This window comes from Mycobacterium sp. BK086, assembly GCA_004362315.1.
Classification (GTDB): Bacteria; Actinomycetota; Actinomycetes; order Mycobacteriales; family Mycobacteriaceae; genus Mycobacterium.
Genome location: SNWL01000004.1, coordinates 146,853 through 158,986, shown reverse-complemented (window position 1 = coordinate 158,986; position 12,134 = coordinate 146,853). Strand labels below are relative to the sequence as shown.

Genomic DNA, 12,134 nt, shown 5'->3' with positions numbered 1-12,134 from the left:
TGAAAGTTACGCCTCTCCGGCCAGCAACTCACGCAGGCGCTGGACGTCGACCTTTCCTGTGGCGCCACGGGGAACGTCCTCGTCGGAATCGAGCAGCAGCCAGACTGTCGGCACCTTGAACGAGCTCAGCATCGACCGCGCCTGGGTGCGCAACTCGTCGGTCGAGTGACGGCTGATGACGGCAGCGCCGACCCTTCCGCCGACGTCGGTGACGTACGCCGCCCGCACACCGTCGATCTCCCGGAGCGCGGCCTCCACCTCGCCGGGGTAGACGGTGGCGCCGCTGACCTTGAACATGTGGTCGGATCGGCCGTGGTAGAACAGGAACCCATCGTCGTCGAGGTGCCCGAGGTCGCCGGTCGGGTAGAAGCCGTCGGCGGTGAAAACCTCCTCGCGGCCGCGCCGGCAGACACCGCGCAGCGTGTGTGGTCCGCGGATCTGGATCATGCCGATCGCGCCCGACGGGACCGGAGCGCCTGTGCCCGTATCCACGATGCGAACCTCCATGCCGTCGAACGGCTTTCCGCAGCTGCCCCATGCCGACCGTGGCATATCGGTGTCGGCGCGGTAGCCGCAGTACGGCCCGAAGGCCTCGGTCATCCCGAAGAGCTTGGCTCGTGCCCCTGCCTCGGCGCGCTGGTCGGCGGGCAGCAGCGCCTCGAGGCTGCCCGGCCTCAACGCGGACAGGTCGGCCCGTACGTCGGCGGCACGGCGGGCCAGGGTCTCGGCCTGATCGGGCCATCCGCGGAACAGAGTGACCTTCTCGCGCTCCAGGAGTCGCAGGGTGGCAACGGGAGAGGGGATCTCCTCGGTCACGAGGGTGGCCCCGGCAATCAGAGCGGACAGGATGCCGCCGGCGAAGCCGCCGACCCAGAAGAACGGCATCGGCAGGTACAGCCTGGTGCCGGCGTCGATGCAACGGGCGGCCAGGCCGGATCGGACGGCCGCCAGTGCGCTGCCGTGCGAGTGGATCACTCCCTTGGGCGGACCACTGCTACCGGAGGTGAACATGATGGCCATCGGGTCGGCGGGTACCACGGTGCCGGCCAGTTCGCCGATGCCGGAAACGGGAGTGCCGGTGGGCAATTCGTCGGCACGCCAAACCTGCCGCAGCGCCGGGAGCCCGGACAGATCGTCCAGGTATCGGTGGCCGCGGAACTCCTCGACGGCGATCAGATACTGCACCGAGGCCGTCCGGAGCTGGGCGGTGAGTTCGCGTGCGGTCAGCAGTGTGCTCAGCGGAACCAACACCGCGCCGACGCGGGTCAGCGCCAGGGCCAGCTGTACCCACCGCACGTTGTTGGGCATGATCAGCCCGACCCTGCTGCCTTTGCCGATTCCGGCTCCGACCAGTTCTCTGGCGAGAGTGGCTGTCACGGAATCGAGTTCGGCGTAGCTCATCCGGCCCGTGGTGTCGATGACGAACGGCTTGTCGCCGAGGGTCGCCTGGATCCGGATCAGAGCGTCGACGGTCTCAGGCATCGAACACCGCCGCGAGCCGGGCGAGGTCGACCTTGCCGCTGGATCTCAGTGGCAGCTCGTCCGGCCTGAGGGTGGCGAACCGGCGGGGGATCTTGTACGACGAGAGTTCGGTCTTGAGCCTGTCCCGCACGGCGGCTTCGTCGAACGTGCCGCCGTCGGGAACGAGCACCGCCGCGGCGACGAGTTGGCCGCGCCCCGGGTCGGGGAGTCCGAGCACGTGGGCCACCAGTCCACCGGTGACGGTGGCGATGGCCTTCTCCACCTCTGCCGGAAAGACATTGGCCCCGGCGGTTTTGATCATTGATCCGCTTCTGCCGACGAAGTAGAAGAACCCGTCGTCGTCGGTCCGGAACAGATCACCGGTGTGGAACCAGCCGTCGGCGTCGAAGCATTCCTCGCGGCTGCGCTTGTAGTACCCCTGCATGAGATAGCGGCCCCGGAGGCACAGCTCACCGTCGACGATCGTCGCCTCGAACCCCGGCGCCGGCTTGCCGAACGACCCGCGGCGGTGCTCGGGCTGGTCGGTCTCGTCGCCGCTGAGCAGGACGACACTGCCTGCCTCGGTCATCCCCAGCATGTTGTGGCGCAATTCCGGGTCGGCCGGGCGGGCGGCGGGTGCCATGATGGGATAGAGGTTGCCCCGCCGCATAGACGACAGATCCCGGTCTCCGAAGCTCTCGTGGCGTGCCAAATGCTGTATGCCGGAAGCAAATCCGTTGGTCATCGTCGGGCGCACCTCTTCCAGCAGGTCGAGGGTCGCGCCGGCGTCGGCGTTGGAGCACACCAGGGTCGCACCCGCGACCAACGTCGCGAGCAATCCGAAGCCCAGGCCACCGATCCAGAAGAACGGTGAATTGCAGAACAATCTGTCGTCGGCGGTCAGTCTGCGAATCGCGTTGAGGTTGCGCTGATGTCCGACCAGCGCCTCGTGGGTGTGGACGACCCCTTTGGGCGTACCGGTGGATCCCGAGGTGTACACGATCACCAGCGGATCGCAGCCGTCGACGTCGTCCTCGATACCCGCGGCCAACTCCGGTGCGGCGGTATCGGCGATCTGGTTGTCGAATACCACATGACGCAGCCACGGGGTCGTCATTCCGTCGAGTCGCGCGACGTAGTCGTGTCCACGGAAGGACGTTGTGGCCAGCAGGATCTCGGCATCGCTGTGCACGAGTTGGTCGCGAAGCTCGCGTTCGGTGGAGAACGTGGAGAACGGGACCACGACGGCGCCGATGCGCGCCGCGGCCAGCATCGCCACCACAAACGCCGAGCCGTTGGGGTAGAGCAGTCCGATGTGGGTACCCTTGCCGGCTCCCAGTGCGATCAGTCCCCGCGCCAGCACCGCCGAACGCTGCTCTGCCTCGCGGTAGGTGAGCCGGTCGGTGTCACACACCAGCAGGAGATGATCGCCGCGGGTGGTGGCCCGCTCGCGCAGCAGCTGCCCGACGGTGTCAGCGGTCACGGCCGGAGAAGTGTTGCCGGACCGCGGTCAGGTCGGCCTTTCCGGACGGCGTCCGCGGAATTGTCTCGACGATCGCGATCTCCGAGGGAATCTCATACGGCGCCAACCGGCTTCGCAGGTAGTCGGCCAACTCGATATCGCCGACCGAGCCGCTGTCACGCAGCTCGACCATCGCGACCGGGGTGTCACCAAGACGCTCGTCCGGCCGGCCCACCACCGCGGCTCCCAGCACGGCGGGGTGGCTCTCCAGCGCGGCACGCACATCGTCTGGCAGGACCTTGAACCCGCCGCGGATGATGGCCTGATCGGCCCGCCCGAGAATCCACAGGAAGCCGTCGGCGTCGATGCGGGCAAGGTCGGTGGTGCGCACCCAGTCCGCATCACGGCCGAGCTGGCCCGGCTTGACTTCGAGCAGGCCCTGCTGGTCCGGCTCCAGCGGCGTGCCGTCCTCGGACACCACCCGCAGTTGGGCGCCCAGGCTCGCCCGGCCGACGCTGCCTCGCTTGGACTTCCAGTACGTGCGGTGGTCGGCGAAGGTCCAGCCGGCCACGCCGCCACCGAATTCCGTTGCCGCGTATGACGTCAACACCGGAATACCGAACTTCTCGGTGAACGCGTCGGCGTCCTCGGCGGACAGCGGCGCGGTGCCGGAGGTGACGGCCCGTACGCCGTCGAGGTCGTCGGGACCCAGATCGGAGTGCAGCACCATCCGCAACGCGGCGGGCACCAGTGACACCGCCTTGGGCCGATAGCGGCGCACCGCCTCGGCCCACGATGTCAGTTCGAAGCGTGGCAACAGCACGAACGGCCTTGCCTCACAGACGCATTGCAAGACCCGGTACACCCCACCGATGTGGACCAGCGGGGCGTTGACGATAGCCACGCTGCCCGATACCCCCGACGGCGCGGGGGTATCGGTGAAGTCGGTACCGATGACCGACACGGCCAGCATGTCGTAGGTGAGGTCGACCCGTTTGGGCGGACCGGTGGTGCCACTGGTCAGCATCCGGACGGCCACCGTCGCGACCCCGGGGTAGCGCGGCACGCCGGCACGGATCTGCGGGATGTCGTCGAGATTGCCGATCGTCACCACGGTGGTGGTGTCGGCGGGCTCGGCCAGCTGGGTGATGTCGTCGGCGGTTCCGATGATCACCGGCAGGTTCAGCGCGGCGATATCGGCCCGGATGCGTTCGTCACCCCGTGATGGGTTGATGACGACCACGCATGCACCGGCTGACAACACACCCAGAAGTGTCGCCACGTGGGCGGGGGTGTTGCGTAACAGGATTCCGACCTGGGCGCCCGGCTGCACCGTTGCGGCGATCTGACGGCTCAGTGTGCCGAGCTGGTCCCAGCCGAACCACACGCCCTCATACTCGATCGCCCTCGCCTCGGGGTCCAGCTCGAGGACCTCGCCGATGCGCCGGCTCAGTGGATGCATCAACGAACCCGAGGGGTGGTCCGGGTCTTCTCTTGCGCGGCCAGCTCGGCCTGCCCCAGCGGATTGCCCAGCCGGGTGTAGATCAGGTTCTGCTCCATCGCCGCCCGGTACGGCTTGTCCAGTGACTCCCAGATCGCCTTGACCGTGCCCTGAGTCGCCGACGGCGGTTTGGCGGCGATGGTGGCGGCGATCTCGTGCGCACGCGACCAGAGGTCATCGGGTGCGGTGACTTCCGAAACCAGCCCGATCCGCAGCGCGGTGTCGGCGCTGACCCGTTCGTCATTGCCCATCAATGCGATTCGCAGCGACTCGCCGAGGCCGATCTTGCGCATCAGCCCGATCGGCTCGAGCGCGCACACCAGGCCGGCGCTGACATGGGAATCGAAGAACGTGGCCTCTTCCGAGCAGATCACCACATCGGATTCGTTGATGAAATAGAACGCCCCGGCCGTGCACATGCCGTGCACCGCGCACACGACGGGTTTCCACATCTTCTGCCACTTCGGGCTGAGCAGCTCGCCCGGATCTTCGTGGTTCCAGACGTTCTGCGGCTGCCCGTACGGGGTCTTGATGTCGAGACCGGCACTGAACGCCCGATCCCCCGCGGCGCGCAGCACCACCGCGTTGATCGCGTTGTCGTTCTTCACGATCCGCCAGGCGGCAGCCACCTCTTCGCACATCGTGCGATTGAACGAGTTGAGCTGATCGGGCCGGTTCAGCGTGATAGTGGCGACGTGATCGGTGCGATCGAAGTCGAGAAGGATGGTCTCGAACGCGGCGGTCATCGGCACAGCCATTCGGGGGCGCGCTTCTCGACGAAGGCCTTGGGGCCCTCCAGCGAATCCGCGGTGTGCAGGTTGCGCTCGCGGAAGGCCTCGGCGAGCATCTCGGCCTCGTGCATCGGGATCTCCCGGCCCTTGATGATCGCCAACCGGGTGCCCCGAACGGCCAACGGCGCGTTGCGGGTGACGATCTCGGCGATCTCGTGGGCTCGCTCGAGCAAGCGGTCGTGCTCGACGATCTCCGTGATCAGCCCCAAGTCGTAGGCGCGTTGAGCGTCCATCCGTTCGTGCTTGCCCATGATCGCCATCCGCAGGGCCACCGTGCGGGGGAGCACCCGGGCCAGCCGCACCATCTCGCGCCCCGCAACGAGGCCGATCGACACGTGCGGGTCGAAGAACGTCGCCTTCTCGGAGGCGATCACGATGTCACCGGTGGTCACCCAGTCAAGTCCTGCGCCACAACAGATTCCGTTGATCGCCACGATCACCGGCTTGGCCATCCGCCGGAACGGCGGGGTGCCCTCCTGTGGCGCCTCCCACTGCTCGTAGGTGGACAGGAAGGGCCGTTCGTTGATCACCTTGCCGTCTTCGGGGATCTCCTTGACGTCGGCGCCGGTGCAGAATGCGCGCCCGACCGCCGTGACGATCAGCAGCCAGATGTTGTCGTCGTTCTCCGCCTCGTCGTAGGCCGCCCGCAGTTCGGTGATCATGTGCGGGCTGAGCGCATTGAGCGCTTCCGGACGATTCAGCGTGATCGTGGCCGTGTGACCCTCGACCTCATAGCCGATGGTGTCGTATGACATCGTGTGTTCCCTCATCTCTCAACGACCGGTGAAGTCGGGGGCGCGGCGTTCCCGGAACGCCGCCAGTCCCTCTTTGAAATCGGATGTCCGGCAGGATAGTTCGAGGTTAAAGAGTTCCTGCATCATGGCCTGGTTCAGGGTGGCGTGCTGGCTGTGGTTGATCGCCTGCTTGGCCAGGCCGATCGCCACGGTCGGACCCGACGCCAGCTTCTCCAGCAGGGCGGCGACGGTGGCGTCGAGATCGGCGTCGTCGGCAGCGCGATGGATCAGGCCCCACTGTGCTGCCGTCGCGCCATCGACCTTCTCGCCGAGCAGCAGCATCTCCTTGGCGCGGGCCATGCCCACCAGCCGGGGCAACAGCCACGTCGAGCCGGAGTCCGGGCTGAAGCCCCTGTCCAGGAACGGCTCCCAGAACACGGCGTCGGATGCGGCGACGGTGAAGTCCGCGGCCAGTGCCAGGTTGGCACCCATGCCCGCGGCCCAGCCGCGTACCGTGCACACCACCGGCAGATGCAGGGTATGTACCAGCTCGATGACCCGGTGCGCGGTGTGTGGAATGCGGCGGACCAGGTCGCCGGTGCGCGGACGGCCGCCGGCATTGTTGGAGCCCACCCAGTCCACGCCCGCGCAGAAGTCCGAGCCCGCTCCGCGCAGATGCACCGCGCGCAAGTTGTCGTCGCTCGCCGCTTTGGCCAGCACATCGACAAGGGTGTCGATCATGCTGTGGCTCAGTGAATTTCGCCGACCGGTGCGGTCGAGCATGATGTGCAGTATGGCGCCGTCCCGTGATGTCGTCACGACACCATCGGCCGACTGGGCCTCGTCACCCACCGAAGAATCCGCCCTTCCGCCACTTTACGGATAGCCATACAGTAGTGCTATCTTGTACAAGATAGCAAGGATAGGTCGGCGAGGGGACACATGGGCGACGGTGAGGACCGACGGTTCGGTGAACTGCCGCTGCCGCAGACGGTCGAGGCTGCGGCAGCGATGCGCCGGCTGACCACCATGATGGTGTCGCTGGAACAGCCTCACGCCGTCGTCGATGCCATGGTCGCGCAGTTCGCGGACTGGGAGCGTGAGCTCGTGCCCGCGCTGCCTGCGGACCCGGCGCCCCGAATGGGCACCGATGACGATTCGAAGCGGATCTATGTGCAGCGGGCCTTCGACATCGGCAGGTACAACCCGTGCTTCCCCGAGTATCAATTCGAGCAGATGGGCCCCGACGCAGCCTCGGGCCGGGTCAATTTCCCGGTGGCGTACGAGGGTCCGCCGGGCCTGGTGCACGGTGGCTTTCTCGGGGTGTTCTTCGACTGCGTGATCCAGCAGCACAGCTGCGCGGTCGGGCGGGCCGGCGAGACCCGGTCGCTGACCGTGAGCTACCGCAAGCCGACCCCGCTGAACACCGAGTTGACTTTTGACATCGCGCGTACCGAGGGGGAGCGCGGGATCACCGCCACCGCCCGGCTGGTACTGGGCGACAAGGTGCTCTGCATCGGCGAGGCCGACACCGTGTCGAGGCACCAGGATCGGCTGGCGGCCAGCCGGTTCGGCCAGCGCAGGACCGATTGACGATGGCCACCCCCCGCATCCGCCAGCCCCGCGTCGCCGAGATCGTCGCGTCCCGGTTGCGTGACGACATCCTGTCCGGACGGCTGCGTGAAGGTGATGTGCTGCCCTCGCAGGAGAGCCTCTTCACCGAATTCGGGGTGAGCCCGCCCGCGTTGCGGGAGGCGATCCACATTCTCGAGATCGACGGCTTGGTGTCGGTGCGCCGCGGCAACATGGGCGGCGCTGTCGTGCACCTGCCCTCGGCCGATCGCACGGCCCACATGATCAGCATGGTGCTGCAATCGCGTTCGTCGACACCGGCCGACGTGAGTGGGGCACTGATGCACCTCGAGCCGATCTGCGCGGGCATGTGCGCCGCGCGCGAGGACCGGCTGACCGAGGTCGTTCCGTACCTGCAGGCCGAAATAGACCGGCAGGAAGAACAATTCGAGGACACCACGCAATACGTTCCCAACGCCCGGCGCTTCCACGAGGCGCTGGTCTCCCGCTGCGGCAACGAGCCGATGATCCTGCTGATCGGGTCCCTGGAGCTGATCTGGTCGGCACATGAATCGTCGGTGTGGAGCGACGAGCCGGACCCCATGCGACACAAGACCATGCGAGCCGCCCTGCGCGACCACCACAAAATGCTCGACGCGATCCGGGACGGCAACGCCGACCGTGCGGTGCGGCTGGCCCAGGACCACCTCGCCGCCGCGCGGCGCAACACCCTGGCCTTCGGCCGGGACAGAACCATTGAGGCCAAGCTCATTTCCAATGCAGACCCCAGATGAGGAAAAGACGATGACAGACGACGATCGGGTGTTGTTCGAGGTCGACCGCGACAAGCGGATCGCCACGATCACGCTGAACAACCCCGCCCAGCGCAACTCCTACGACGCGGCCATGCGCGAGACCGTGGGTCGGTACCTCGATGTGGTGGCCGAGGACGACGACCTCACCGTCGTGCTGTTGCGCGGCGTCGAGGGCGTGTTCTCCACGGGGGCGAATATGAACAACGCGTACGGCTGGTACGGCGACAAGTCCGAAGAACAGGCCAAACGCCGCCCCAGTCAGCGTCGTCGACTGACGGTGGACCGCAAGTCATTCGGCTTCTATCACAACCTGATGGGCTTTCCGAAGGTCACTGTTGCGGAGATCAACGGGTACGCGCTCGGCGGTGGATTTGAGATGGCGCTGATGGCTGACATCTCAGTTATCGCGCGCGACACCAAGATCGGGATGCCGGCCACTCGATTCCTCGGGCCCGCGCTGGGCAGCCTGCACATGTTCTTCCACCGGCTCGGCCCGGTGCTGGCCCGGCGCATGCTGCTGACCGGCGACATCATCACCGCGGGGGACGTCGAGCACCTCGGCGTCTTCACCGACACCTGCGATGCTCAGAAGGTGACCGCACGGGCGCAGTACTGGGCGGAGAAGACGGCCAAGATGCCCGCCGACGGCGTCGTCATCGCCAAAGAAGCTTTCCGCTTAGTTGAGCAGAGCCAGGCCTATCAGGGCGAAGAGGTGGCCAGCTACATCTTCCATGCGTACGGCACCAACCTGCAGTTCTCGCCGGGGGAGTTCAATTTCGTCAAGACCCGGGCGCAGGTCGGAACCAAGGAGGCGTTCCGACTGCGAGACGAGCATTTCCACGTGCCCGAACCGGAGTGACGCGGACCACTTACCGTCAGCGCTACAGTTCCTGCTACTTTTGTAACGTCTCAACGTCGAAGTGAGGTCGTAATGCCCGAGCCAGTCATTGTTGGTGCCGTCCGGACCGCGATCGGTCGTTCGTTCAAGGGCACGCTCGTCAACACGCCGCCCGAGGTCCTGCTCGGCGCCGTGCTGCCCGAGGTCGTGCGCCGCGGCGGCATCGACCCGAACGCCATCGACGACATCATCATCGCCGAATCGCACTACGGCGGCGGCGATCTCGCTCGCTATGGCGCGCTGGTCGCGGGCTTCGAGAACGCACCCGGCCAGGCCGTCAACCGGCACTGCGCAGGCAGCCTGACGGCGATCGGTAACGCCTCGGCACAGATCGGCTCCGGTATGGAGAAGGTGCTCGTCGCCGGTGGTGTGCAGTCGCTGTCGATGACGCCGCTGATGAACCAGCGCATTCCCGGCCCCGAGCTGAAGTTCGAAGAGCGCTGGCTGCCGCCCATCCACGTCGAGACCCCGGATGCACCGGCCCGCGACATGTCGATCACGGTCGGCTGGAACACCGCGCAGTCGTACGGCATCACCCGTGAGCAGCTCGACGAATGGGCCGCCCGCTCACACCAGCGTGCCGTCGCCGCCCAGGACGCGGGCAAGTTCGCCGACGAGATCATCCCGCTGAAGGTGGAGCAGTTCGACGGCTCGGTCACCGAGTTCTCCGTCGACGAGCACCCCCGTCGCGACACCACCGTCGAGAAGCTCGCCGGCCTCAAGGTGCTGCACCCGGAGATCGAGGGCTTCTCGATCACCGCGGGTAACAGCAGTGGCACCAACGACGCCGCCGCCGCCGTCGCCCTGACCGAGCGCGACTACGCCTCGGCCAACGGACTCGATGTCATGGCCACCGTGAAGGCGTGGGGAGCCGCGGGCGTGCCCGCCCGCGACACCGGCCTGGGTGCGGTCGCCGTCATCGGCAAGGTGCTCGACCGGGCAGGCCTCAAGCCGTCCGATGTCGCGCTGTGGGAAATCAACGAGGCCTTCGCCTCGGTGCCGATCGCGGCGTGCAAGGAGTACGGCATCGACGAGGAGCTGGTGAACTTCTCCGGCAGCGGTTGCAGCCTGGGCCACCCCATCGCGGCGTCCGGCGCCCGGATGATCACCACCCTGATCTACGAGCTGCGTCGTCGCGGCGGCGGCATCGGTGTCGCGGCGATGTGCGCCGGCGGCGGTCAGGGCGGCGCCGTCATCATCGAGGTCTAGGGCCTCGACACACTAGGCCTTGCGGCGCGCCTTCGCGGCGGGTTTCTTCCCGTCTTCGATGAGCGCGGCCGCGTGGTCGAGGATGCACTCCAGGCCGAACTCGAAATTGCGCTCGTCGGCGGCACCGATCCGGTGCCCTTCACCGCTCACCTTGGCCAGCAGCGGTGTGCTCTCGGCGTTACCGATGATCGCGTCCTCCAGGGGATGCGCATCCTCGTTGGCGGCCACGTTCTTTTCGTAAAGCCGGTGCAGCACAACCGAACCCCGCACATGCACGGACACCGCGGAGTAGGTGTCGAACGCATCCTCGGTGGACAGCCCCGCCTCGACCAGACTGGAGATCGCCTTCTCCACCTCGAGCTCGCCGGCGCGCACGGCCCGCGGGGACAGCGCCGAACGGATCAGGATCAGATCGCACAGGATCGGGCTGCCCATGAAGGTCTTGCGCATCGCGCGCGCGTGGTTGGCCAGGGTCGTCCGCCAGTCGGCGGCTTCGACGTAGGGCGTGGCGAAGACGTACTGGCTGAGCGCCCGGTCGGTCATCGCGTTGAGCAGGTCGTCCTTCTTGCGGAAGTACCAGTAGATGCTCGTGACGCCGACACCGAGATGCTTGCCCAGCAGCGGCATGCTCAGGTTGTCGATCGACACCTGTTCGGCGAGTTCGAACGCGCCGGCGATGATGTCGTCAGGATTGATCGACCCACGCTCGCGCCGGGGGCGCTTGGTGGCGGTCGCTGGCTTGGCCACTGCTATCCACCTTCCGTTCGGATTTCACGCCCAGTATTCACAATCGGCCGGAGCGCAATCTACCGGGCATTGCGGTGTGAACTGCGTCTCCGCTCCGTATCCGTTGGTCCCTAGCCGTTACTGTAAACCCTATAGTAGGTTTTACCGATACCAGCGAACATAGAGGAGCACGGGTGTCGGACGCAGTGTTGCGCGAACGTCAAGGCCGGATTCTGGTCATCACGATCAACCGCCCCGAGGCGCGAAATGCAGTGAATCTTGCTGTGAGCCAAGGACTTGCCGACGCTGTCGACGAGCTCGACAACGATCCCGACCTGACCGTCGGTGTGATCACCGGCGCGGGCGGTAACTTCTGCTCCGGCATGGACCTCAAGGCATTCGCAGCGGGCGAGGTCGTGGCCATTCCCGGGCGTGGCATCGGTTTCACCGAACGTCCCCCGCGCAAGCCGCTGATCGCGGCCGTCGAGGGCTACGCCGTGGCCGGCGGTACCGAGGTGGTGCTGGGCACCGACCTGGTGGTTGCGTCCAAGACGGCCAAGTTCGGCATCCCCGAGGTCAAGCGTGGTCTGGTGGCAGCCGGTGGCGGTCTGCTCCGGTTGCCTCAGCGCATCCCCTACCAGAAGGCCTTCGAGCTCGCGCTGACCGGCGAGACCTTCTCGGCCGAGCAGGGTGAGGCGTGGGGATTCGTCAACGTCCTCACCGAAGAGGGCGGGGCGCTTGCCGGGGCGATCGAGCTCGCCGGGAAGATCAGCGCCAATGGCCCGCTTGCGGTCGCCGCCACCAAGGACGTGCTGATCCAGTCCGCGGACTGGAGCCAGGCCGAGATGTGGAAGAAGCAGTTGGAACTCATTATCCCGGTCTTCTCCTCCAACGACGCCCGCGAAGGCGCCGTCGCGTTCGCTGAGAAGCGCGCGCCGAATTGGACCAACACGTAGGCCAAGTCG

At 66.7% G+C, this 12,134-nt stretch carries 12 protein-coding genes; 5 read left to right on the top strand and 7 right to left on the bottom strand.

Annotation, left to right across the window (positions count from 1 at the left end):
- Window positions 1–6: 6 nt before the first annotated feature.
- From EV580_RS11375 to EV580_RS11350, 6 genes are read right to left on the bottom strand one after another with little or no spacing between them, the layout of a single operon-like run.
- The gene (locus EV580_RS11375) at window positions 7–1,482 is read right to left on the bottom strand and encodes a class I adenylate-forming enzyme family protein (RefSeq protein WP_133691292.1); all 1,476 of its coding nucleotides are present in this window, start codon (window positions 1,480–1,482) and stop codon (window positions 7–9) included.
- Window positions 1,475–2,944 carry a class I adenylate-forming enzyme family protein gene (locus EV580_RS11370; RefSeq protein ID WP_133691291.1) on the bottom strand — a complete coding sequence of 490 codons (1,470 nt, stop codon included), beginning with the start codon at window positions 2,942–2,944 and terminating at the stop codon, window positions 1,475–1,477. Before EV580_RS11370 ends, EV580_RS11375 begins: the two co-directional genes overlap by 8 nt.
- Complete coding sequence (locus EV580_RS11365; protein ID WP_133691290.1) at window positions 2,934–4,385, bottom strand: class I adenylate-forming enzyme family protein; 1,452 nt, start codon at window positions 4,383–4,385, stop codon at window positions 2,934–2,936. Before EV580_RS11365 ends, EV580_RS11370 begins: the two co-directional genes overlap by 11 nt.
- Window positions 4,385–5,170 carry an enoyl-CoA hydratase/isomerase family protein gene (locus EV580_RS11360; RefSeq protein WP_133691289.1) on the bottom strand — a complete coding sequence of 262 codons (786 nt, stop codon included), beginning with the start codon at window positions 5,168–5,170 and terminating at the stop codon, window positions 4,385–4,387. Before EV580_RS11360 ends, EV580_RS11365 begins: the two co-directional genes overlap by 1 nt.
- The gene (locus EV580_RS11355) at window positions 5,167–5,970 is read right to left on the bottom strand and encodes an enoyl-CoA hydratase/isomerase family protein (protein ID WP_133691288.1); all 804 of its coding nucleotides are present in this window, start codon (window positions 5,968–5,970) and stop codon (window positions 5,167–5,169) included. The genes EV580_RS11360 and EV580_RS11355 overlap by 4 nt, the downstream gene beginning before the upstream one ends.
- An 18-nt stretch (window positions 5,971–5,988) precedes the next feature.
- Window positions 5,989–6,801, bottom strand: a complete 813-nt coding sequence (locus EV580_RS11350) for an enoyl-CoA hydratase/isomerase family protein (protein ID WP_133691287.1) — start codon at window positions 6,799–6,801, stop codon at window positions 5,989–5,991.
- Window positions 6,802–6,891: 90 nt separating this feature from the next.
- Here EV580_RS11350 and EV580_RS11345 point away from each other — a divergent pair, with 90 nt between their 5' ends.
- The 4 genes from EV580_RS11345 (at window position 6,892) to EV580_RS11330 (ending at window position 10,443) form a co-directional block, all read left to right on the top strand.
- Window positions 6,892–7,542, top strand: a complete 651-nt coding sequence (locus EV580_RS11345; protein ID WP_133691286.1) for a hotdog family protein — start codon at window positions 6,892–6,894, stop codon at window positions 7,540–7,542.
- Between the two features lie 2 nt (window positions 7,543–7,544).
- Window positions 7,545–8,315 (top strand): FadR/GntR family transcriptional regulator, encoded by a 771-nt coding sequence (locus tag EV580_RS11340; protein ID WP_133691285.1) that lies wholly within the window; start codon window positions 7,545–7,547, stop codon window positions 8,313–8,315.
- Between the two features lie 10 nt (window positions 8,316–8,325).
- Window positions 8,326–9,195: an enoyl-CoA hydratase/isomerase family protein gene (locus EV580_RS11335; protein ID WP_133691284.1), complete on the top strand. Its 870-nt coding sequence runs from the start codon at window positions 8,326–8,328 to the stop codon at window positions 9,193–9,195.
- A gap of 72 nt (window positions 9,196–9,267) precedes the next feature.
- Window positions 9,268–10,443 carry a thiolase family protein gene (locus EV580_RS11330; protein WP_133691283.1) on the top strand — a complete coding sequence of 392 codons (1,176 nt, stop codon included), beginning with the start codon at window positions 9,268–9,270 and terminating at the stop codon, window positions 10,441–10,443.
- A gap of 12 nt (window positions 10,444–10,455) precedes the next feature.
- Here the strand turns inward: EV580_RS11330 and EV580_RS11325 are convergent, their stop codons facing one another.
- On the bottom strand, window positions 10,456–11,190 hold the full coding sequence (locus EV580_RS11325; protein ID WP_133691282.1) for a TetR/AcrR family transcriptional regulator: 735 nt from the start codon (window positions 11,188–11,190) through the stop codon (window positions 10,456–10,458).
- Between the two features lie 173 nt (window positions 11,191–11,363).
- On the opposite strand from EV580_RS11325, the gene EV580_RS11320 reads away from it, so the two are divergent.
- A complete protein-coding gene (locus EV580_RS11320) occupies window positions 11,364–12,125 on the top strand; it encodes a crotonase/enoyl-CoA hydratase family protein (protein WP_133691281.1) in 762 nt (253 codons plus the stop codon).
- Window positions 12,126–12,134 lie beyond the last annotated feature (9 nt).